This is a genomic window from Nodosilinea sp. LEGE 06152 (assembly GCF_015207525.1).
GTDB lineage: Bacteria > Cyanobacteriota > Cyanobacteriia > Phormidesmidales > Phormidesmidaceae > Nodosilinea.
The window spans coordinates 227,698-250,978 of record NZ_JADEWR010000005.1; the positions used below are offsets into that span (position 1 = coordinate 227,698).

10 protein-coding genes and 1 tRNA gene are annotated in these 23,281 nt (G+C 59.8%); 8 read left to right on the top strand and 3 right to left on the bottom strand.

Annotated elements, in window-relative coordinates; all coding sequences use genetic code 11:
- Positions 1-944: 944 nt before the first annotated feature.
- Positions 945-1,658 carry a hypothetical protein gene (locus IQ265_RS10270; protein WP_194053032.1) on the top strand — a complete coding sequence of 238 codons (714 nt, stop codon included), beginning with the start codon at positions 945-947 and terminating at the stop codon, positions 1,656-1,658.
- 199 nt (positions 1,659-1,857) lie between these two features.
- The gene (locus tag IQ265_RS10275; RefSeq protein ID WP_194053035.1) at positions 1,858-3,990 is read left to right on the top strand and encodes an amylo-alpha-1,6-glucosidase; all 2,133 of its coding nucleotides are present in this window, start codon (positions 1,858-1,860) and stop codon (positions 3,988-3,990) included.
- Positions 3,991-4,023: 33 nt separating this feature from the next.
- Here IQ265_RS10275 and IQ265_RS10280 read toward each other — a convergent pair.
- Positions 4,024-4,097, bottom strand: a tRNA-Arg gene (locus IQ265_RS10280).
- A gap of 53 nt (positions 4,098-4,150) precedes the next feature.
- On the bottom strand, positions 4,151-4,786 hold the full coding sequence (gene trmB, locus IQ265_RS10285; RefSeq protein WP_194053037.1) for a tRNA (guanosine(46)-N7)-methyltransferase TrmB: 636 nt from the start codon (positions 4,784-4,786) through the stop codon (positions 4,151-4,153).
- A gap of 208 nt (positions 4,787-4,994) precedes the next feature.
- On the opposite strand from trmB, the gene IQ265_RS10290 reads away from it, so the two are divergent.
- From IQ265_RS10290 to IQ265_RS10315, 6 genes are all read left to right on the top strand, one after another.
- Positions 4,995-6,107 carry a metallophosphoesterase gene (locus IQ265_RS10290; RefSeq protein WP_194053039.1) on the top strand — a complete coding sequence of 371 codons (1,113 nt, stop codon included), beginning with the start codon at positions 4,995-4,997 and terminating at the stop codon, positions 6,105-6,107.
- Positions 6,108-6,831: 724 nt separating this feature from the next.
- Positions 6,832-9,330 (top strand): hypothetical protein, encoded by a 2,499-nt coding sequence (locus tag IQ265_RS10295; RefSeq protein ID WP_194053041.1) that lies wholly within the window; start codon positions 6,832-6,834, stop codon positions 9,328-9,330.
- A 109-nt stretch (positions 9,331-9,439) separates the two neighbouring features.
- Positions 9,440-10,003, top strand: coding sequence for a DUF11 domain-containing protein (locus IQ265_RS10300; RefSeq protein WP_194053043.1), 564 nt, complete (start codon positions 9,440-9,442; stop codon positions 10,001-10,003).
- A gap of 288 nt (positions 10,004-10,291) precedes the next feature.
- A complete protein-coding gene (locus IQ265_RS10305; protein ID WP_228037763.1) occupies positions 10,292-11,758 on the top strand; it encodes a DUF11 domain-containing protein in 1,467 nt (488 codons plus the stop codon).
- On the top strand, positions 11,751-15,389 hold the full coding sequence (locus IQ265_RS10310) for a TonB-dependent receptor (protein WP_194053047.1): 3,639 nt from the start codon (positions 11,751-11,753) through the stop codon (positions 15,387-15,389). The genes IQ265_RS10305 and IQ265_RS10310 overlap by 8 nt, the downstream gene beginning before the upstream one ends.
- Positions 15,386-17,626 (top strand): hypothetical protein, encoded by a 2,241-nt coding sequence (locus tag IQ265_RS10315; protein ID WP_194053049.1) that lies wholly within the window; start codon positions 15,386-15,388, stop codon positions 17,624-17,626. Before IQ265_RS10310 ends, IQ265_RS10315 begins: the two co-directional genes overlap by 4 nt.
- 126 nt (positions 17,627-17,752) lie before the next feature.
- Here the strand turns inward: IQ265_RS10315 and IQ265_RS10320 are convergent, their stop codons facing one another.
- Positions 17,753-23,218, bottom strand: coding sequence for a choice-of-anchor I family protein (locus IQ265_RS10320; protein ID WP_194053051.1), 5,466 nt, complete (start codon positions 23,216-23,218; stop codon positions 17,753-17,755).
- Between the last annotated feature and the right edge of the window lie 63 nt (positions 23,219-23,281).

The following is a 23,281-nucleotide window of genomic DNA, read 5'->3' on the forward strand; positions in this document are numbered from 1 at the left end:
TRGYMWCGCNRSTGCMANAYSSWGMSRMTTGATTNNGSATGCCNSTSMWTCGWYAANNCGSCAKYRTSWTWMRKSAATKCGTTGYMYTGCANKGCTSANRCWCNRYYMKYGCANSASTNWYRWAWAGNTMTSSCAYTKMCRAYKYRKYGRMTNYRAKKYAGSWTRCCGTMAATNNNYWWSGCNCATYGNTCNMKMMAKCMAKWCGKKSYWKTGMMKRCYCWAMKSTAKYMKTGCASANNGWTMMAAMMRCTATGNNAWWYRCGNMCTTGYTNWWTGCNNSSYWGCKYMCCKTWRMYTKKGSCNNRCRWCKAYCSYGCCNNSCWGMCGGGSCTNNRYGRCTRCYCKAWGSTNGSCTTGNNCWCANMGAWACMMSCACNTAYGRMANGCGNYSSYWGCKWTKGCCNNNGCNGCSSSYKWGCCKGGNGCSWYGSSACKRCYSKGSCNCWGCCNNRSSGCKANMRCSGMTGNCNWCSMYGCTRGCTTNRSSCTCANMGRMASCSRYRSCKAMGRCRGCNAYGGCNRGCGAWGRCSGCNAKCGGSCSMGCYGSGSKSGWCRGCNNANCRRCKKGGSCNNCARCCWRMMMGCSMYCRMYGRYGGCRAYSSCGSYAGCKKTRSSCWSRSYGGCAGCGRYGGSGMRGRCGGCANNNYRRCGGKSKAMKWCGGCKATCGNCNNNGCYGCSSTNSGWCAGCNCTMGSWANGWSGCSYRCRRCSKGCRMKYYSSSMRYGGCGGNCGNKGGYGGCAGCGGTACCCTGGGCTGCCGCTGCGACAGGCGCGATTGGGAAATTCAGACCTGCACGGGCACCCCTGGCCAGGCCGACTACAGCTGCCGAAATACTCGCTACACCTGCCGCGATGGCCGCAGCGGCAGCAACGGTGCCTTTGGCCGCGATGGCGCACCCGGTGCCGACGGTCAGCTGTGGATTGTCAATCAGCTAGAGCCATTGCAGCCTGAGACTCCAGCTGCATCCGTAGGGCTAACAACCCTGGCGGGCCAGCCAGTACAACTCTCGCGCAACCTGTGGGCCGAGCGCAGCGGCGCTAACGCCCTGCTAGCCCCCGGCTCTCGCGTCAACGATACCTATAAGGAGTACACCGGGCGCGTGGAGGGCACCGTCAGTCTCGACTGGCAGGCTCCCAGACCGCTGGGGGCCTTCGCGGGTGGCGACGTTCGTACCGAAATTCAGCCCGATGGATCGCTGGCGGCTACGTTTCCAGATACCCTGTGGGCCGACTACACCACCCGCCGCGAGGGCGACCAAATGGTAATTACCGTGACCAATGCGGTGCGGGCCAGCGATGTCACCCGCCTGGCCCTGGGGACTGTGCAGGGCAGCGGGGCTAGTCTCACCGCCGCCGTGCTCGATTTAGCCAGCGAGTCAGAGTATCTCACCACTCAGTTTCGCCTCACGCTCAGAACCACCCGCGATGACCCTAGAGATAACCGCCGCCCCCGCTACATCACCGTGTACGACGATGTAGTGCCAGCAGAACTGGTCAGCCTGACGGGCAACCGTTTTGAGCTGTCCCTAGGGCAGCTGCCCATCGATCGCGGCCCTCTTACCCGTGGCACCTACGCCCAGCTTGAAGTCACCGCCGTGCGATCGCTAGGCGACAACCGGGCGGAGCAGGCGATGTCATGGCAGGGGCAGTTTTAGTTAGCAGATCGGCAGCTTTCTAGCTTTGTTTCTGGCTTTCTATAGACGCGGTTTCACAAAATCTCTGTAAAGCTTTGGGCAAAGGGGTGCGAGCGCCATTGATTAGCGATTCGCTCCGCTAGCTTTTGGCTATAGTATCGGGCGAGTGAAATCGTCGCTGAGCAAACACATGGCCGAGAAAACATATAGGTTTTAGCGTATGACTATTTCCTTTGGTCGTCATCTGTGCGGCAACGCGGCGATCGCCACTCAGCAAGAATGGCTGGTTACAAATGGGCTGGGTAGCTACGGCTGCGGCACCGTGGCCGGGGTGCTCACTCGCCACTACCACGGCCTGCTGGTGGCGGCACTCAAACCGCCGGTTGAGCGCACGCTGCTGGTCACCAAGGTGAACGAGACCGCCAGTTATTTAGGCCAAAGCTACGCCCTCTACTGCGATCGCTGGGCCGATGGTGCCATCACTCCCCACGGCTATCTGCACCTAGAATCGTTTCGGCTAGAGGGCACGATTCCAATCTGGGTATATGCGATCGCCGATGCCCGCCTCGAAAAGCGCATTTGGATGGAGCCAGGGGCCAACACAACCTACATTCGCTACACCCTCAGCCGCGCCAGCGCCCCAATTCAGCTCGACCTCAAGGTACTGGTCAACCATCGCCTCCACCACCACAGCACCCAGGGCGAGGGCTGGCAAATGGCGATCGAAGACTGCCCCCAGGGCTTGCGAATTCAAGCCAAAGACAACGCCCAGCCCTTCTACCTGCTCAGCGAAACCGCCCCTGCCATTCCCGCCCACACCTGGTACAACGGCTATGCCCTAGCGGTCGAAGCTTACCGGGGCATCGACCCCTACGACGACCACCTGCACGCCGCCACCTTTAGCCCCACCCTCGGTCAGGGCCAGTCGTTTACCCTGGTGGCCACCACCGAGGCCGAGGCCGATCGCTCTGGGCAAAGCGCCCTGCTGCGCCGCCTAGCCTACGAGCAGCACCTAATCAGCCAGGGCAAAGCAGCTCAGCCCGACGACCAGCCCCCAGCCTGGGTTAACCAGCTGGTGCTGGCCGCCGACCAGTTTGTGGTTAACCGGGCGATCGCAGGCCTGGGCGTAGACACCGACCCAGCCGACTTCGGCGATTCCTTAACCCCCCCCAGTCCAGAAACCGTTGCCACCCCTGCTCACCCCCTGGGCGAAGCCGCAGAGGGCACAGATAGCCATGAGCCAATGCCTTTGACCACCGGCAAGACCGTGATCGCAGGCTACCCCTGGTTTGGCGACTGGGGCCGCGACACCATGATCGCCCTGCCGGGGCTCACTCTCACCACCGGACGCCCAACCCTGGCCCGGTTAATTTTGCAAACCTTTGCCCAATTCCTCGACCAGGGCATGCTGCCCAACGCCTTTCCTGAGGATGGCCAAGACCCCCACTACAACACTGTAGATGCCACTCTCTGGTACTTTGAGGCCCTGCGCGCCTACCACCAGGCCACCGCCGATACTAGCCTAATCGAAAACCTCTTTCCCCAGCTGCGGGAGGTGATTGACTGGCACGGCAAAGGCACCCGCCACAGCATTCAGGTCGACCCTGCCGATGGTCTGCTCTCGGCAGGAGAGCCCGGCGTACAGCTCACTTGGATGGACGCCAAAGCAGGTGACTGGGTCGTTACTCCCCGCATCGGCAAGCCGGTCGAAGTCAACGCCCTGTGGTACAACGCCCTACTGGTAATGGCCGAGTTTGCTCGCCTGCTGGGCCAGCCTGCGGAGGGCTACCAGACGATGGCGGCCCAAATTCACCAGGGCTTTCAGCGCTTTTGGAACTCTGAGCTGGGCTACTGCTACGACGTGCTCGACGGCCCCAATGGCGCAGACCCGGCCCTGCGCCCCAACCAGATTTTTGCTGTCTCCCTACCCAATCAAGCCCTGGGAGAACCCTGTCTGAGCCCCGACCAGCAGCGAGCGGTGGTCGATGTAGTGGCCCAGCGGCTGCTGACCTCCCACGGACTGCGATCGCTCGACCCCGACCACCCCAGCTACGAAGGCATCTACGGCGGCGACCTGATTCAGCGCGACGGCGCGTACCACCAGGGCACCGTGTGGAGCTGGCTGATTGGTCCCTTTGTGCAGGCCCACTGGCGGGTCTACCAAGACGCCGATCTGGCCCACAGTTTTTTAGACCCGCTGATTCACCACCTGCACGGCGGCTGCCTCGGCACCTTCAGTGAAATCTTTGACGGCGATGTGCCGATGGAGCCACGCGGTGCCTTTGCCCAGGCCTGGTCTGTAGCCGAGGTGCTGCGCATCAGCGCCCAGCTGCGCCCTCGACTAAAAGAATAGGCCAGTGCTAAGCTACAGCACTGCTACAGGCAACGGGGCTGGCGGGATTCGAACCCACGACCTGCCGCTTAGGAGGCGGCCGCTCTATCCTGCTGAGCTACAGCCCCAGAGGTTGACTACGGGTATTGGGCCATTTTACACCCTAGCTAGGGGTGAGGCTTCAAGACCGGGTAAAGATGGCGCGGTGCACGGGTAGGCCCTGCTCCAGAGTGACGCGCTCACGATCGGTTTGGGCGGGGAAGGGGCTGGTGGGCAGCCAGTCGGAGCTAGAGCGCAAAAAGTGGGGGTTTTCAGCGATGCGATCGCACATATCCACCGCCACCTCCTCCACGTCAGACTGCACCACCACGCGCCCACCGGGGGGTAAAAACTCGGCCAGGGTGGCCACTAGCTCGGGTTGCAGCACCCGCCGCTTTTGGTGGCGCTTCTTAAACCAGGGGTCGGGAAACTGAATTGACACCTGCTGGAGCGGGTTCTGGTCGCCCCAGCTCTCTAGCAGAGCCCGCAGGGAAATGTTGACGTTGCAGTACATGAAATGGAGATTGCTCAGCCCGGCCTCCTGCTGGCGCTTTTGGGCCGATTCGACTACGGGCTTGCGAATTTCGAGGCCTAAGAAATTCCACTCGGGCTGAAGCTGGGCCATTTGCAGCGCAAACACTCCTTTGCCACAGCCAATATCGATGTGCAACGGCTGCCGGGGATTGGCAAAGACGGTCTCCCAGGCGGGGTTCTCGACGGGGGCCTGGTATCGATCGCTCAGGGGATTGACGTGCTGACGCACCCGCACAACTGCCACAGGTTAACCTCAATAGACCACGGCTTTCTATCATGCCATTTGGGGTGCTAGGTTTCAGGTGTTAGGTGCTCGACGGAATCGTGAACCCAATACCCGACACCCGATACCCGACACCCGACACCCGATACCCAACACCCTCTCCCTACCGAATCGGGCAGCTAGGGGCTAGGCTGTTAGGGACATGCATAAAAATCAACGTTTTACTTCCATGGGACAGCGTTTTCGCTTCGCTATCATCAGCGACCCTCACATCGCTCGACCTGAGACTATCTACAACGGCCCCAATCGCTTTCACCTGGTAGAAGTCAGCATTCCGGGCATTGAGCAAATCTTTGACCATTTAGAATCGCTGGATCTCGACTTTTTGCTGCTGCCCGGCGACCTCACCCAGCACGGGGAATGGGTCAACCACCAGTGGCTGATCGATCGCCTCAAGCGGCTGCCGTTTCCGGCCTACGTGGTGCCGGGGAATCATGATGTGATTGCCCGAGATGCGAGCGATCGCGCCATTGGCCTGGCCGACTTTCCCCGGCTGTACCAAGACTTTGGCTACAGCGACGGCAAAACGCTGCACTACCAGCGAGAAATTCTGCCCGGCGTGCGGCTGGTGGCGCTTAACTCCAATGCCTTTGAGCCCAATGGCGAGCAGGTGCGGGTGGGCTATGTGGATCAGGCTCAGCTCGACTGGCTAGAGGCAACGCTGGCAGAATTTTCTGATGACCTGATCCTGGTGATGCTGCACCACAACGTGCTGGAGCACCTGCCGGGGCAGTCAAATAGCCCCTTGGGCCAGCGCTACATGGTGAGCAATGCCGACGAGATTATCTCTCGGCTGGAAGCGGCGGGGGTGCGGCTGATGTTTACGGGCCACCTGCACGTGCAGGATGTGGCGCGGCGCGGCGACCTGTGCGAAGTGCTGACCGGTTCGCTGGTCAGCTACCCCCACCCCTACCGAATTGTGGAAATCGAACACGGTGATGGGGAACTGCGGGCAGAGGTGCGATCGCGCCGTCTCACCGCCGTCGCCCCCTGGGACGACTTGCAAACCATGTCGCATAAATGGATGAGCGATCGCGCTGAGGGCTTTATGGCTAAGTTTCTCGCCAGCCCGCCTGTGGGCCTAGGGGAAGCAGAAGCGACGGCGCTCGCCCCCAAGCTCAAGCATTTTTGGCCCAGTATTGCAGCGGGAGATACCCAGATCGACTTTTCGCACCTGCCCCCCGATGTGCAAACTCGACTGGCCCACTTCAACGCGGTGGATAGCGAGGGCAACCCCCAGGCGATCGACAATACCGCCACGCTGGTATGGTCTGCGAAGTAAGCTGTTCGTAGACATTGATCTGGCCATCGGCAAAGACTTTAATCCTCTGATTGCGGGCGATCGACTGGCAAGATTCTGCAACTCTTGCCACAAAATATTGACAACCATAGGCAGACATTTCGCATCGTTGTTTTTACCTGGATTTTCACAAAACAAAAAAGCACTATTAGTAGATTCACGGAGAAAACTAACGGTGTTTGCCCAACCCAACTGGGGCTAGCCAAGGCGGATTCTGTATTAACCTAGGCTGAGATATCTGACCATGCCGTAGACTGGCTAGCCAGCGTTATATCACCTTAAAAAAAGTTTGTGATATTAAATTTTATGTCGTCCAGAATATTTTTCAAAGCGATAACAGCAGCAATCAATATAAGGCGTACGATTCTTTAGTTTAAAGTTTCAAGAAAATACAGCTTTAACGCCAGTGAACCCGTACCACTAAACTCTGACATCCCCTCACCGGCACGCTTCTCAACCACCACCTGCCAATCAAAAGTACCTAAGACTAAAAGATCTTACGTTCAAAGCTCAGTACATACTTTAAAGACAGTTTCTCTTTTTGCACGCTAGGGAATACTCAGAGGGCGAGTGGTTCTTAGGCTTTGTAAAGTCTACTTTAGTGCTGCATTTCATAGCTTTTGCTTGTCCTTGAACGACTCGTAGGGTCAACTGAGCCAAACTTCCTGGCGTGATCCAGGGGAATTTTTAGCGCCGTTTTTTATTCATGAAAAATACAGAACCATCGCCTCATTCTCGTCGGTTTTCTAATCAGCTCAAGCCTCTGATTATCACGGCGATCGCTACCAGCGGCGCTCTCCACTTTCTCGCGCCCGTTTTAGCCGAAGGCACCGCTGCCGGCACCGACATCATCAACCGAGCCACGGCAACCTACAGCGATGGCACAACGGATTTTGACGCCATTTCCAATACCGTCATCATCAAGGTAGAGGAGGTACGGGGCCTGACCGTCACCGACGCGGGTTTTACAGACGCCAACGGCGGCAGCATCGCCACCAGCGACAATCTCTACTTTGACTTTTTAGTCACCAACACCGGCAACGCCGACGCCTTCGTCTACATTTCGGGGGCAACGGCCCTTGGCCCTCTAGCCACGGGGGGAACCATCACTGCCGTGGAGATTATTGCCGTCAATGGCACAAACCTGGGCACCGCGATCGCCGTTCCCACAGGAGGTAGTAGCACCAACAACCTGGCTACTTTCCCCAATACAGGCATTATTGGAGCCGACCAAAACTTCAAAGTGCGGGTGACTATGACTGTCACCGCTACCAATGCGGGCGATGCAGTGAAGGTGCAGTTTGGTAACACGGCTGACAACCCTCCCAACACCCAAAATCAGCAAAACATTCGCAACGATTCAGACGGGGCCTCCAACGCCAACGATGTCTACACCATAGACGCCAACGGCACCCTGATTCCCGCTAACGGCGAACGGGAAGCGGCCGCATCCCACGAGGAGTTTTTGGCTACCCAACCCAAGCCGCTGGCCCAGATTACCCTGTTGATGACCTCAACAACGGCACCCGGTGCCCTGGCCAACGATGCTCGCGACGATACCATCACCTACGATCTCGACTTCCGAGTTGCCAATAATCCTCAGCCAGGCTTTCCGGCAGGCAGTTTAGAAGGCACCCCTATCAACCTCAATGGCTCGCCCGTGGAGCGCATCTTAATCTCGACCACCGTACCCCCCAACACGGTATGGAATGGCATTGCGCCCACCGTGCCCAACGGCAACTGGATTCCGGTCTACTCCACCGACGATGCCTACAGCGACACCGAGAACCCGATCAATGGCGTCAACTGGACTACAGTTGCGCCAGCGGCAAATACGGTCAAGCGCATCGGCTTTATCTACGACGCTGGCACCAACGGAGCCCTGCCGCCGGGTACCACCGTCAACGACTTTAGATTCACCGTGGTGACCAGCGGCCTACCCACCAGTGGGGGCACCATCACCAACATCGGTCAAATCTTTGGTCAAACCTTTGGCGATCCGGCCAACAACCTGGTCTACGACGAGTCGGGGGATCAGGATGCCAACAACTATGACGATGGTGTCTTCCCGCCCAATCCCAACATCAGCGATTTCATCGCCAATCCCAAGACGGGTACCGCCAACCCCAACGACCCGGATACCAACAACAACAACACCGGTACTGGCTCCGATGGGGAATCGAACGTCATTGGCATTTTGCCATTGCCAACCGCCAACAGCGCCCTGCTCAATGGGCCTAACAACGTTCCCAATGCCATTGGCCCCACCAACGCCCAGGACGACTTTACTAACGCCGCCACCACGGTAGATACGGTAGGGGTGCAGAGTAGCGTCAGCAATCCGGCGGCAGTGACAATTACCAACACCGTCAGGAATACCGTTGCTACCAATCTCGACAACGTCAAGCTCCTGCCCTTCGCACCCAATGCGGCCAACGCGCTAACCGGCGGTGTTCACGGCACCAACGCCGGCATTCCCGATGGCACAACGGTGACGATTAGGTTTGGTACCCAAACGGCTGTCTATACCTATACCGCCGCTGGGGGCTTTGCCCCGGAGGCCGCTAACCCGCCTGTAGCAATTGGTACCCTAACGCCGAACCAGCAGCAGTCCTACCAGGTGACAGTAGACCTGCCCGCAGGCACACCTCAAATTCAGGGCTATACCATTCCCATCGTGGCCTTTGTGGACAACGACAGCAGCAACAGCTTTGTTGCCACCACAGACACGGTCTACAACTTCACCAACAACCGAATCTATCCCGGCTTCATCAATTTGGTGAAGGCGGCCCGCATTCTTGACCGCGATGGTACCACCCAGCTTGAGCCGGCTGGCCCCGGCCTCAGCTATACCAACAGCCTCACCGGACGCCCGCAGCCGGGGCAGTTTGTGGAGTACCAGATTACGTACCAAAATATCTCTGAGATTCAGCCAGCCAGCGGGGGCGGCAACGTGCTGCTCACCGGCAATAGTCTGGTGATCAATGAGAATGGAGCCGCCGCACCGAATACCTGGGCAGACATTACAACCCACCGCCAGAACACGGTGGCCACTGGCGGCATCCTGCAGTTCTATAACGGGGCGGTACTGCTGGGCAGCCCCGACCCGGCTTCGGGGGCAGCGGTGACCAGGTACGTCAACACAATTCCATCCCTGGCTCCTCAGGTTAGCGGCACGCTGACCTTCCGCCGAGTTGTCAACTAACCCTCCAGGAACACGGGGGACGGAATGCGGTATGCCGCCAAACCCTTCGTCCCCTACTCATGCCCGCCACCTGGAACTTACACAGTATTTTTGGACAAGGTTAATGACTATGAAACGCTCGTTTGGTTTAGGTTTAGCTGCCCTGGCAACCCTGATCATCGTTCCGCTGGCCAAGGGCAGTCCTGTAATGGCTCGGCTTCAAACTATCGGCAGCGAGATTGCTCAGCAGGTGCGGCGTCCAGAGGTGAAGCTGGTGCTGCAGGCAGAAAAGCAGGTGCAAACAGTCGATGCCCAGGGTAAACCGCAGCTGCTCTGGCAAAGGCTGGAGGGAGAAGCGACAGTACAGCCCCAAGACATTTTGCGCTACACCGTTGCATCAGAAAATGCCGGAGAAATGCCTGCTAGGAATCTTGTAATCACCCAGTCGATTCCGCCCCAGATGACCTACGTAGTGGCCACGGCCACCGGCAACGATGGCGCAGCCATTACCTACAGCATTGATGGTGGCAAGTCCTTTGTGGCCGAGCCCCTGGTCGAGGTGGTGCAGGAGGACGGCACGGTAGCGCTGGAACCAGCCCCCGCCGAAGCCTACACCGACATTCGCTGGGACTTTGCCCAGACCCTGGAGCCTGAGGTGGTGGTGCAGGTGGCCTACGACGTCATCGTGAAGTAGCCGTGACGTAGCCCTGGGGGCGATCGCAGACTGCCCCCGCTACCCCTGGCAATCGCTTTAGTATTTCACCCCTGCTGACGATGCCCTGAGCAATCCCAGTCACTTGGGGACAGGTTTTTTGTGCCAATTTTTCCTGCTTCTGCGACCTGACCATCACCCCCCACGTTCCTGAATCGTTTTCGCAAAACTCCGATGGGTAAGCATTTCTTCCACCAGCTATGGCAATGGAGTCTCACGATTCTCCGACTGACCTTATCAGACGGAGGAGGCTTTCGACCTCGAAAACGGTTGGGCTATCTCTTGGGGTTTGGCCTAGCGTTGGGTCTGCCCCTCACGCTAGCAGCACCGCTGGTGGCGCAACCCTCGCCAGAACCGAGCTTAAGTAACCAGGTCACCTACACCTATGGCGCTGGCAACGGCCCAGCGACATGGACGGGCAGTAGCTCAGTGTCTTTAGGGCTGGGTTTAGTTGACCCCTTTGGCCAGCTTTTGGGCTGTGGCGGCAGCCCGCTGCCGAACTACCTTGGCTTCACCGTGGCGCTCTACGAGCCGCTGCCCGGGGACCCGCTCCAGACCGAGCTGGGGGCGCTGGTCTCGCTAACCCCCACTGAACTGCCGAATAATCCCAACAACAGCGTTCCGGGGGGGCTGGCCCCGAACACAACCAACGCCAACCCGTACAGCCTTTCAACCCAGGGAACCTACAACTTTTTGTTCGACGCGGCCAGGGGACAGGTCGATGTTGGGCGCACCTACCTACTGGTGGTTACGCCCCCAGCGGGCACCTCCTACCTGCAGCGACGACTCAAGCTGCAGATTGTTGGCAACAACAGCGGTGTGGTTACGTACCGGGCCACATCTCTAGATGGTCAACCGATTACCGCTGCGGGGGCAACCCAGATTGATCAGCAAACGGTACAGGTCAACGACGCCGCCCAGGTAGGGCTTCAGCTGTCTGCCCTCACCCTGGTAACGACGCTGTGCAACTCCCGGCAGATGCAGCTAGCTAAGTCGGGCGATCGCGCGGTCGCCCAGCCAGGGGACACCGTGATCTATCGAATCGTTGTACGCAATCAGACCGATATCGCGCTGCAGAATGTTGCCTTTACCGATACCCTGCCCCTGGGCTTCAGGCTGGTGGTGGGGTCTGCCCGAGCGGCGATCGCAGACCAGCCCTACCCGGTGCAGGTGAGCCAGTCAAACTCCACTGTGGAATTTCAGGTGGATACGGCGGTGTCGCTGCCGGTGGGTGAGGCCCTGAGCTTAGTCTATGCGGCCCAGCTTACCCCCGATGCCGTTCGCGGTACGGGTCGAAATTCGGCACTGGTAACCGCCCGTCGTAGCGACACAGGCGCGCTCCTGCGGGATGGACCCGCCAGCCACCGCCTGCGGATTGACCCAGGGCTGCTGTCAGACTGCGGCACCCTAATTGGCCGAGTTTTTGAAGACCTGAACTTTGATGGCGAGCAGCAGACCGGGGAGCCGGGGCTGCCCAATGCCGTGATTTTTCTAGATGACGGCAATCGCATTACCACCGACGAGCGGGGCATTTTTTCCCTGGCTAACGTTCTGCCCGGCTATCGCTCAGGCACCCTCGATCCGCTGAGTGTGCCTGGCTATGAGCTGACCCCCAACCGGGTCTTTATGGAGCGCAACAGTGCGTCTCGGCTGGTGCACCTGGCCCCCGGCGGCATGGTGCGGATGAATTTTGGGGTCAGGCCCCAAGCTCAGCTAGGAGGTGGCCAAAATGACTAGCCAGTTCCGGAAAACAGTTCTTGCCCTAGGCAACGCGGGTCTGCTCCTGGGCAGTCTAGCGCCGCTAGCGGTGGCCCAGGCTCCGTTTGAGCCCGCTGCAGCCACGGTAGACATCCCTGTCGAAGCACCAGCTGTTCCTGCGGCTGAACCCCTACTCCCTGCGATCGCTCAAGCCTCGCAGCTTGTACCTGCCGATTTGGTAGCCCCTGCCGATAGTGAGCCGCTAGCGCCCGCTATTCAACCTGTCTCTGTCGAGGCTGCGACCCCGTTGCCCGAAACCTCAGCCCCTACCACTCAGACAACGATTCGCTTTCTGACTCCCACCCCAGAGGCCGTTCTCGACATTCCGTCGACCACGGTAACGCTGTTATTTCCAGTGGGCAGTCAGGTCACCCTGACGGTAAACGGCAGCCCGGTGAGCGACGACCTAATTGGCCGCACCGAAACCAATCTAGAAACGGGCTTGATTACGCAGACCTGGTACGGGGTGGGGCTGAACTCCGGCGAAAACCAGCTCTCTGCCCAGGGCCAGCTGGAGGGAACTGCGCTGACCCAAGCAGACCTGGCCATTCAGGTGAGGGGAGCGATCGCCAGCCTGAGCGTCACGACTCTAGAGAGTCGGGTGGCTGCCGACGGCCGCTCAACGGTCACCGTGCAGGGCCAGCTTTTAGATCACCAGGGCAATGTCGCTAGTCAGGACACGGTGATTACCCTGGAGGCCAGCCAGGGGCAGTTTGTTGACGACGATCAAAACTCCGATCAACCTGGGTTTCAGGTGCAGACCCAGGGGGGCAGCTTTAGCACGACGCTGCAAACGGGGTTAACCCCAGGGCAGACCACTATTCGGGCCAGCCGGGGCGACCTTGAAGCCTACACCCAGGTGGAGTTTATAACTGAGCTGCGCCCCACCCTGCTGACCGGGGTAGTGGACGTGCGTTTAGGCAGCGGCGGCACCGATTTCTACAGCCGCTACCGTGATTTTTTGCCTGCCGATGGCGGGGCTGGCACCCAGTTGGCGGTACGGGGTGGGGCCTTTGCCATTACCTCCTTTGGCGACTGGCGTTTTACCGGGGCTTACCGCAGCGATCGCGCCCTCAACGAAGGCTGCGACGGCACCGTGCCGCTGTTTCGCAATTATCAAGACTGCGATCGCCCCTACCCGGTCTACGGCGATGACTCCACCTCAGAGGTGCTGGCCCCCTCCACCGACAGCCTCTACCTGCGGCTAGAGCGCACCTCCCCCGAACCCAATGCCGGGTCTGACTATGTGATGTGGGGCGATTACCGCACCGACGAATTTGCCACCTCATCCCAGCTGTACAGCAGCATCAGCCGATCGCTCCACGGCTTTAGCGGCAACTATAACCTGGGCAATCTGCAGCTCTCCGCCATCTATGGCAACAACATTCAGGGCTTTCAGCGCGACACCATTGCCCCCGACGGCACCAGCGGTTTTTACTTTCTGTCGCGCCGCCTGCTGGTGCCCGGCAGCGAGGCAATTTATTTTGAGCTAGAGGAGCTAAATCGACCCGGTCAGGTGCTCGATCGCCAGCAGCTTAGCCGTGGCCCCGATTACGAAATTGACTACGATCGCGGCACGGTACTCTTTCGTCAGCCGGTGTTGCGCACCGCTGTCGATAGCCAGGGCCGTACTCTGGTGCGGCGCATTGTAGCCACCTACCAGCACGAAGGCAGTGGTGGCACCAGCCTCTACAGTGGCCGACTGCGCTACCACCTCAGCCGCGACCCGGCCCAGGCTAGCTGGCTGGGGGCCACCTACCTACAAGAGAACCACGCCGACCAGCAGTTTCAGCTCTACGGTGCCGATGCCCAAATCAACTTTGGTAGCGGCGGGCTGCTGCTGGCCGAATATGCCCACTCGACCAGCAGCCTGGTCAACACCAATCCCGTGGCTGGAGAGGCTTATCGGCTAGAGGTGAGCAATGCCTTTAGCGATCGGTTCTCGGCTCGAGCTTACTGGCAGCAGGTATCTCCCGGCTTTGCCAACAATGCCACAACCAGCTTTGTGCCGGGCCAGCGCCGCTACGGTGCCGAACTACAGGCCGACCTATCAGAAACCACCACCCTGCGGTTTGGCTACGATCACGAGGACAACTATGGCGTCGCCCCAGCTACCCTGACCGCCCTAGAGCCCCTTCTGTTTCCTGGCGTTGCCGCAGCGCCGGGGCAGCCCCTCGACAATTCGCTGACGACCATCACCGCTGGTATTCAGCAGCGCATTGGCAGCGCCACTACCTCACTTGATTGGATTCACCGCGATCGCAGCGATCGCCTCAACCCCCAGTTCAGCACGGTGACCGACCAAATTCGCTCAATGGCAACCCTGCCCATCGCCGAAAACGTTACCTTTACGGCCCTCAACGAGTTTACCCTGGCTGGCCAGGCCGATGCCATCTACCCCAACCGCACCCTGCTCGGCCTCAACTGGCAGATTCAGCCCGGCATCAGTCTGGGCGTCACCCACCAGGTCCTCAACGGCGGTCAGTTTGATAACGACAGCCTCACCTCCCTCTACCTTTCCGGCGACTATGAGTTTGGCTCAGGCACTCGGCTGACCGGCAACCTCTCCCTGTTTGACCGGGGTCAGATGTCTGGGTCTGTGGGCCTTCAGCAGGGCGTTACCCTGGCCCCTGGCCTTCAGCTTGACCTGGCCTACGAGCATGTATTTCAAAGCAATAACCTGGTTACTGGGGCGGGCACCCAGTTTGCCCAGCCCTACGCCGTGGGGCAGTCTGCCGCCGCCCTAGCCCCCACAGGCGGCAACAGCTACAGCGTTGGATTATCCTACACGGGCAGCCCCGACTTCCAAACCAACCTCCGGTTTGAGCACCGTACCTCCGGCGCGGCGTCTAACACCGTCATTTCCGCCGATGCCCAGGGCCGCCTATCCCCTTCCCTCACGGTGCTGGGCCGTTTTCAGCAGGCCAGTGCCGCCAACCAACTGCTCTCAGGGCTGGGGGATACGACCAACCTGCGCCTCGGCCTCGCCTACCGCGACCCCAACAACGATGTGTTTAATGCCCTGCTACGCTACGAGTACCGCCGCAACCCCGGCCTGCTGCCCGAAAGCCTGCTGGAGAACAGCGGCAGCGGCTCGGCCGATCATGTCTTTGCCGCCGAGGCTATCTATGCTCCCAGCTGGCAGTGGGAATTCTACGGTAAACTCGCCCTGCGGAGCAGCACCTCTTACTTGGCCTCAGATTTAGTCGGCAGCAGCACCGTCACCCTGGCTCAGCTGCGAGCCACCTACCGCCTCAACTACCAGTGGGATCTCGTCGGCGAAGCCCGCTGGATCAGCCAGCCCGGCGCTGGCTACAGCGAAACCGGCTTTTCTCTAGAGGCGGGGTACTATCTCAACCCCAACCTGCGGCTATCGGCGGGCTATAGTTTTGGCGGCGTCTACGATCGCGACTTCAACGGCTCCCGCTCCGCTGGCGGTCCTTACTTCGGCCTCACCCTCAAACTTGACAACTCGCTGCTAGAAGGCTTCAGCATTGACGACGACCCTTCTATTCAAGCAGTGCCTGAAGCAGCGCCTTTAGAGCCTGTGTCAAGCAGTGAACCTACCCCTACCCAATATCAGCCCCGCTCTCTGGAGGAAGCCATATGACAGGTTGGTTTCGTCGTCACACTTGCGTAAGGACAGCCCCAACGAAGCTGCTGAGGACTGTTATTCCGACCGCCCTGCTGTGTACAGCCGCTCTGATGGCAGGGTTTACCCAACCCGCCAGATCTGAGGGTAGCCGAGAGATGGTGGCCGATGGGGGCGATCGCCCCTTCACCGAGTGGGCTAACGGCACAACAGCGGGCATTCCCCGCCGAACTCTGCTGAAAGTGTACGTGCAAGCGGGTGAAACCCTAAACCTAGGATCGAGCGTCCATACCAGTTCTACAAATCCGGTTGACATCGTTTACCGCAATCCCTCTGGTGTGCAGGGTAGTTGCAACGTCTTAAACACAGGATATGGCTGGATCAACACTGTTGCCAAAGAGACCGCTGGACCTTTGCCCAACCTCAATGGCTATACTCCCTGCGTCGTAAACGCCACTCAAACGGGCATTTACGAAGTTGAATTTCATGCCCCACTGACCACAGGTGATCCTACCCCTACTAGCGCTACAGCCACCCTCCCCACAGACGACACCCAACGATCTGGGGTTGCCGCCTGGGATATTACGGTTAGAAATACCGGAGGTGTTGCCCAACCTGGACGAGTATTTACTAACTACGTAGCGATGAACATGGGCAACAATGGCCGCAGGTTAGCCAGCGATTTTTACATCCAAACTTGGGATGGATACCTTTACAGAACAGATATGAATAATGTTGACCCATTTGGTTTTATCTTCTTTGGCAACTCCAAGGGGTTTTTAGACGCCACCAATGGCAGCACGCTATATCATTCTGCTCGGGCTACTGACAACAACCTCAGCCCTTTCCTGGGTAACATCATTGTTCAAAGTCCTCTGGCACCCAATAATTCTTCAACAAATATCTATACTCATCTAGTCTTTTTTAATCCTCCCGACGTTAGAGTCCTGGGTGCTCTGGGTATTCCCCCAGCTCCAGCAGTGCCTCAACCGCCTACAGATTTTCGATTTACAGGTATCAACAATAGCGATAATCGTACTCTGGTGGGGGCCGGGGGATATTTTGACTTTACGGTTGCCGGGGGCAGCAGCTACCAGATTGTCCTTGACACCAACACAGACGGAGTCTTTAATTTGGCGACTGATCGAGTGCTAGAAGGCACTCTGATAGCTGGAGCCAACCAGGTCTTTTGGAATGGACGAGACGCCAGCGGCAACATTGTACCGCCGCGCCCTGGCAACGCTCCCTACAGCGCCAGAATTGTGATTCGTAATGGCGAGTACCATTTCCCTATGCTGGATGCTGAGAACAACAGCAACGGATTCATCATTGAAATGACCAATCCGCCCCAAGCGTTTCCCAACTTTCTTGACCTCAATGGATTGCCCATCGACCGCTACACGTTTTATTACGACGACAGCAACTACACGACCGCCAACGGCATAGCAGTTAGCCTGAATGGAACCGGCGCAACCTCTCCGCGAAACGCTAGGCAGGGAATCCGCAGCGCTACTGGTGAACACGAATTCTCCGGTAACTATGGTGATTTCAAAGGGATTGACACCTGGGCCTTTTTTCCCAGTACAGCGGTGTTTTCTACGGTCATTGTCACCACCCAGATTACCAATCCCAATCTTCTACTTGTCAAGAGGATTACGGCCATCAACGGTGTCTCTATTACTGACCAGGTCGATGGTATTAACAGCCCCGGCGATCCTAATTATGTTGGTACTCCCCAGGATCAAGATGACAATCATGCCAACTGGCCCAGTGGCTTCTTGAGAGGTCGCATTCGCGATCTTATTCAGCCTGGCGACCAGATAGAATTCACAATTTACGTTCTCTCTAGCGGCACTGTCCCAGCCCAAAATGCCTTATTCTGCGACCTGGTACCGACAAATGTCACCTTTTTACCGGCAGCCTACAATGCTACTGCCGCTGCCGCTGGCCCTAATCCGGTACCGGGCCTAACTACTTCGGGGGGCGATCGCGGCATTATGCTAGGGCTGGGCACCCAGTCCAGCGCCAGCCCGTACCCCATCCTGGTATCCCTATCCAATAGCAGCGATGGCGATGTCGGGCAGTATATTGCTCCCGGTATCGACTTAACCACCATTGATAGTCGGTTGGCGGGCTGCGGCAGCAACACCAACGGGGCAATTGTGGCCAGACTGGGCGATTTACCCCAGGCTACCAGCGCCGGTAATCCTCCAGGGTCGTACGGCTTTGTTCGCTTTCGGGCACGGGTCAATTAGCCTGGGCGTACCGATCGCTGTGGACCAACAGCGTGTGGAAACAGCCCGTTTCCCCCTAAAGACCTGAGCGGAGCAAAAAACCGGGTTTCTGAGGTTGATATACCCCAGAAACCCGGTTGGTAAGTTCTAGAACACGAAGTTCTCAGCGTTGTTGAGCGCCGCCGCATTCACCTCGTCAAAGGTGATGAAGTTGGTAAACTGAGTGCGCCCACCGCCCATGCGCTCCAGCTCTAGGGAGAGCTGGGTACGACCGCTGTTGCCCAGGTTGCGAATCTGGATCGTGCCGTCGGCCAGGGGGTTGGTGCCGCTGTAGCCGACGCTGGCCAGCAGGTCGGTGAACACCAGCTGGTCAAGCCCCACCGCAAAGTCGGTGATGGTGTCGCCGGTCTGGTTGGTGTTGGTGTAGACGATCTGGTCGCGGCCGCCGCCCGTGGTGATTACATCGGGGCCAGGGCTGGCGAGAATGCGATCGCGTCCGTCGGTGCCCACCAGCACATCGCGCCGGTCGGTGCCGGTGATCACGTTAAAGGCTGGGGCCAGGGTGAGCCGCGCCAGTACCGGATCGTGGTCGCTGGCCCGCTGGGGAGTCTCGGCGAACTCGATATTGAGGTGCACGGCATCTACCTCGGCCCCGCTGGCCAGGCCGCCGCTGACCAGAATGTGGTCAATGGCCTGGGAGTTGCCCTGGAAAATGAACGTGTAGCGCTCGTTTTCGGGCAGCAGCTCAGTCAGGTTGGTGAGGCCGGTGTTGGCCGCCAGATCCCGCACGGGGGAGACAAACTCAAACTCGTTGAAGTCGCCCAGCACCACTACGTTGGCGGCGGGGTCGGCCCCCAGCACGCCGTTGACGTAGGTTTGCACCGCCAGTGACTGAGCCTGGCGCTCGTCCAGCGATCCGTTGACGGTGGGGTCTTCCTGGCGGGCCTCGAAGGGCTGCTCGGTGCCCAAGATCGGGGCGCTGCCGCCCTTTGACGAGAAGTGGTTGTTGACCAGGGTGACAGTTTCGCCGTTGAACTCAAAGCTGGCCACTAGAGGCAGACGAGCCCCGGCAAAGGCTTCACCGGGGGCCTGGCTACTGATGGTGGCTAAGGAACCCTCCACGAAGGACACTCGGCTGGGGTCGTAGAGGTAGGCGGTGCGGATGTTGGCACCGGGCTGGCCACCGCTGGCGTTGTTGGTAATAAACGGATTGTCGAGGAAGGCGTAGGTGGGGCCACCGGCCGCCGCGATCGCATCCACCAGCGTTTGCAGCGTCACGTCCGCCGCTGTGACGCCGTTGTTGGCAGAGCCGCTGTTGTCCTGCACCTCTTGCAGGGCAATGATGTCGGGCGAATTTAGGTTGTTGATGATCTGCTGGGCGATCGCGGCAAAGCGCCCGTCGGCAATGTCGGTGTCGCCGTCGCTGTCGTTGGGGTCCAAATTCAGCACGTTGTAGGTGGCCACCAGCAGTTGCTCACCGCCCCGAGTCAAAACGCTGACCTCTGGTTGCAGGCCACCGGGCACAATCTGGCTGGTGAAGTCGTTGGTGACGGCAATTTGGTAGTTGCCGAAGTCGTAACCCACTACCCCGGTGACATTCCCCAGGCTGTCGCCCACATTCACCAGCGGCAGGCTGAAACTAAACACGCCGCTATCGAACTGGATCTGCACCCGCTCGGGGTTAAAGTCGTCGGGGCTGATATTGAGGGTGCCGCGAGTACTCAGCCCCGTGGCCCCAAAGCCGTTATCAACTACCCCAAAGATTTCGCCAAATCCATTGGTGGCGTCGATGACGCGGAAGTTCTGCGCCGTCACCAGCATGCCTTCTAGCGACTCAAAGAAGTCGATGCCGTCGTTGACGGGGTCAAAGCTGCCAAAGGCGTCGTCGTCGATATTTTCGGTGGGGGGCACCCGTCCGCCCTGGCCGATGATCGTGGACGCTGGCAGGGGGTTGCCCGACGACTGCACCGACACCGTGGGGTTGCCGCCAATCTGGGTGGTGGAGAGGTTGCCCGTGGCCACCCCGCCGGGGGTAAATTCCGAAACCACGCCCTCAACCTGCACCGCATCGCCCACCTGCACAGAAATGGGGGCGTTGCCCACAAACACAAAGACAGCGTCGGAGGTGGCGATATTGCCGTCGCCGGTGGGGTCTTGCAGGTAGAAGCCTCGCCCGCCCGTGGTGTCGATCGCCGTCACGATGCCCGTGGTGATCACCCGCTGGCCGTCGAAGGGCGACAGGTGCGACTCGCCCTGAATGTCGTAGATGGCGACGGTGGGGGTCGGCGGCGGCGGCGGGGTGAACTCAAACACCGATACCGTTCTGCTGACCTCGTTGGTGGTGATCAATAGCGGTACGCCCGTGGGGCTGTTGGTAGCGCTGACAAAGGTTAAGCCCTCCACGCCGACATCCCCTAGGGTGTTGATGTACTCAACAAAGGTGGGGCTGACCGGGTTGGTCACGTCGTAGACAATTACATCTCCAGTGCGCTCCAGGCCGATAAAGGCGTAGGCGCGCCCGTTGACCACGCCGACCACCACGCCTTCGGGTTCTGGCCCTTTGTTGTCGCTGCGGGTGTCGACGTTGGGGGCAGCAAAGTCACCGTCGGAGTTGTAAAAGCTGGGCACCTGCTCGGCGGTGATGCGCTCTAGCTGGTCGCCGCTGTCAAACACCAGGTTGCCAGCACTATCGCGAATGGAGAAGGAGCGAGCGCCAAAAGCGTAGATTTGGTCAAAGTTGCCGTCGCCACTGGTGTCACCCAGGGTACGGGTGACGTTGAGGCGCCCCAGATTCTCCTGCTGCTTCAGCTCTGCCGCGTTGGGGAAGGCGGCGGGGTCGAGTCCGTAGCCACCAGCGCCAACCCGAATCTCTTCGCTAAAGCCGGTGTAGTCGCGGGCGTCGCCTTCGTTAGCGGTGACAAAGTAGGTCTGGCCGTTGACGGTGTAGCTGGCGATCGCGTCGGGCTGGTACATGCCAAACACGGGCCAGTTTTGAATGTTAATGCCGCCGTCGCGATCGCTGGCGTCGATGCCATTCCCCAGCAGGCTGTGGTCTTTGTAGCCCAGGGGCAGAATGTCGGTCACCGTGGCGGTAGCGATATCCACCACGGCCAGGGCGTTGTTTTCTTGCAGTGTGACGTAGGCCTTGGTGCCATCGCCAGAGAAGGTGATGTACTCGGGTTCAAGATCTTGCGCCACCGTGGCTCCGAGGCCAAAAATGCGCACCCCGGCGGTCCGCAGGGCGTCGGCCTGGTCGTTGAAAGCGGTAAAGCCAGCGGTCTGCACCGTGGCGTTGGCCACCCCGTTGCTGATGTCGATGATGCTCACCGAGCCTTCGGGGTCGAAGGAGTTGGCCTGGCCGTAGCTGTTGGGTTCGCCCTCGTTGGCGGTGAGCACCCGGCTGCCGTCGGGGCTAAACACCAGCATGTCGGGCAAGAAACCCACTTCCACTGCACTCAAAAACGCGCCAGTGGCGGCATTGTAGAAGCTCACCTGGCCGGGGCGCTGGGCACTGGTGGCGCTGTCAACAATGGCGTAGGCGGCGGCCACAACGCCGTTATTAATGGCGACGCTGTTGGGCACGGCGGTGGTGCCCGCCGGGGCGCTAAAGCCCAAGGGCAGGTCGCCCACCAGAGACAGCGCCCCGCTATTGCTGAGGCTGAAGATTTCGATGCGATCGCCCGCCACCACGTACAGCCGATTGCTGCCGGGGTCAAAAGCCGAAATTTCCGCTCCGTTGGCGCTGGTGATGGTGCCCACCTGCTTCAGGGTGCCGGTAGTGTTGTCCTCAATGGTGACGGTGGCGCTGCTGTTGCTGGCCCCCAAACCATAGTCGGCTGTGGGCACCAGGGTGAGCACCACCGTCTCGGCTCCCTCGCTAGGGTTGGCGTCGTTGACCGGGGTAATGGTGATGGTGGCGGTGGTCTCCCCGGCGGGAATGGTGATGCTGCCGCCCAGACCGTTGTAGTCAATGCCGTTGGTGGCGGTGCCGCCTACGGTGTAGGTGACGGTCAAATCCGCCGTGGTGTCGCCCGTGCGGGTGAGGGTGAAGGTGCCCGTATTCACCACCGTGCCCGCCTCGGCGGCGTTGGGGTCGGTGGCTACAATACCCACGGTGGCGGCGGGGGGTGCGTCGTTGTCGGTAATGTTAGCGGTGACGGCCCGAATCCCCAGCCCGTTAAAGCTGGCGTCGGCGCTGGCGACGCTGTGGGCAATGGTGCCGGTGTGGTTGCCCTCGGCGATGTCGTCATCCACCGCCGTTACGGTGACGGTCTGGGGAATGTTCCAGTTGTTGGGGGTAAAGGTGACGGTAGCCAGGCTTGTGGTGAGCTGGTTGCCGGGGTCGAGGGTGACCACCACGTCGGCAGTGGGCTGGCTGCGCAGCACTAGGGTGTAGGTGTCGCTCGCGCCGCCCTCGGCCACCTGGGTGGTGCCCCCGGTTTCGATCAGCACCGCGCCCACGGTGTCGGGGGTATTGAAAATGCCAGGGCTGGCGATGTCGCCCCCCGCTGAGGTGCGGGCGTTCTGGACGTTGTTGACGGTGGAGGAGAGCCAGCCAGGGTTGATCTCGGTGGCCTCCAAGTTGCCCTCCTCCGTCCAGGCGCTGATACCCTGGGTGCGGGGGGTGCCGGGGAAAGTCTGGTCGCTGTAGGTGAGCCGATCGACCAGGTTGCCGCTGGCATCGAACAGGTTGATCTCGTCGGCACGGCCCAGGTTGGTAGTGAGGCCACCGACCACTTTAAAGGATGCATCCAACCCCCAGGCAGCCCGGAACTCGGCCTCGCTGGCTTCTGCCAAAATCACCGATTCGCCGGGCTGCACCGCGCCAAAGGCGCTGAGATCTACGGTGCCTGCCAGCCGCGAGTCGTCGTCAAAGCTCCAGCCGGTCAGATCTACCGGGGCGGTGCCCACGTTGGTGAACTCGATGAATTCACCGTTGGCCCCCTGGTACATGAATTCGGTGATCTGCATGTTGCCAACTCCGGTTTGGGCCAGCAACGGCACCAGGGCAAAGTCGTCCACCGCCAGCCCGTCGTCGGCCCCAGCGGCGTTGAAGTCGCTCCAGCGAATCCACAGGGTTTCGCCGGGGGCGAGGGTGAGATTATCTAGGGTGCCGGAAACTTCGGTGCGGTTTTCGGTGGCGTTGCCGTCGCGCAGGCCCACGGTGCCCGTGGTAACCGGAGCGATAAAGTCTAGGGCGTTAAAGTCAGTCCAGGTGCCCGACCCTAGGGAAGTGGCGTCGAGGCTGTACTGAAAATCGAGGCGATCGGCTTCGGCCCGGCCCGTAGTACCCAGCCGCCACTGTTCGCCAAAGTAAGTGATGTCGAACCCGGTGATGGTAGACCCGGCGGCGTTGGTAAAGCTGGCCCCAATGGTGGGTATCAGGCTGCCGGAGAGCAGCCCACCCAGGGCGCGATCGCTACTCTCCGCTGCCCCAAAGCTGTAGGTATTCCCTGCGTTACTGCTGCCGGTGCCAATGCCGTAGGTGTCGTCGGCGTTGGTGCCGGTCTCTGAGAAAAACCAGCCCTCGGGCAAAATCGCGCTGGTAGTGCCAGAGTTGGCCAGCCCGTCAAAATTCTGAACGTAGGTCGTTCCGGTTAAGTTAATCGCCATTGTCAGTTACAACCTCTTGCCTGTTAATGTCACGACCAATAAACTCGAACCCTCGCCGCCCCA

What these genes read in the sequence shown, in the direction of transcription:
- IQ265_RS10300 (WP_194053043.1), top strand. Translation starts at nt 9,440, where the DNA reads ATGAAACGCTCGTTTGGTTTAGGTTTAGCTGCCCTGGCAACCCTGATC.
- IQ265_RS10310 (WP_194053047.1), top strand. Translation starts at nt 11,751, where the DNA reads ATGACTAGCCAGTTCCGGAAAACAGTTCTTGCCCTAGGCAACGCGGGT.
- IQ265_RS10315 (WP_194053049.1), top strand. Translation starts at nt 15,386, where the DNA reads ATGACAGGTTGGTTTCGTCGTCACACTTGCGTAAGGACAGCCCCAACG.
- IQ265_RS10275 (WP_194053035.1), top strand. Translation starts at nt 1,858, where the DNA reads ATGACTATTTCCTTTGGTCGTCATCTGTGCGGCAACGCGGCGATCGCC.
- IQ265_RS10320 (WP_194053051.1), bottom strand. Translation starts at nt 23,218, where the DNA reads ATGGCGATTAACTTAACCGGAACGACCTACGTTCAGAATTTTGACGGG.
- IQ265_RS10295 (WP_194053041.1), top strand. Translation starts at nt 6,832, where the DNA reads ATGAAAAATACAGAACCATCGCCTCATTCTCGTCGGTTTTCTAATCAG.
- IQ265_RS10290 (WP_194053039.1), top strand. Translation starts at nt 4,995, where the DNA reads ATGGGACAGCGTTTTCGCTTCGCTATCATCAGCGACCCTCACATCGCT.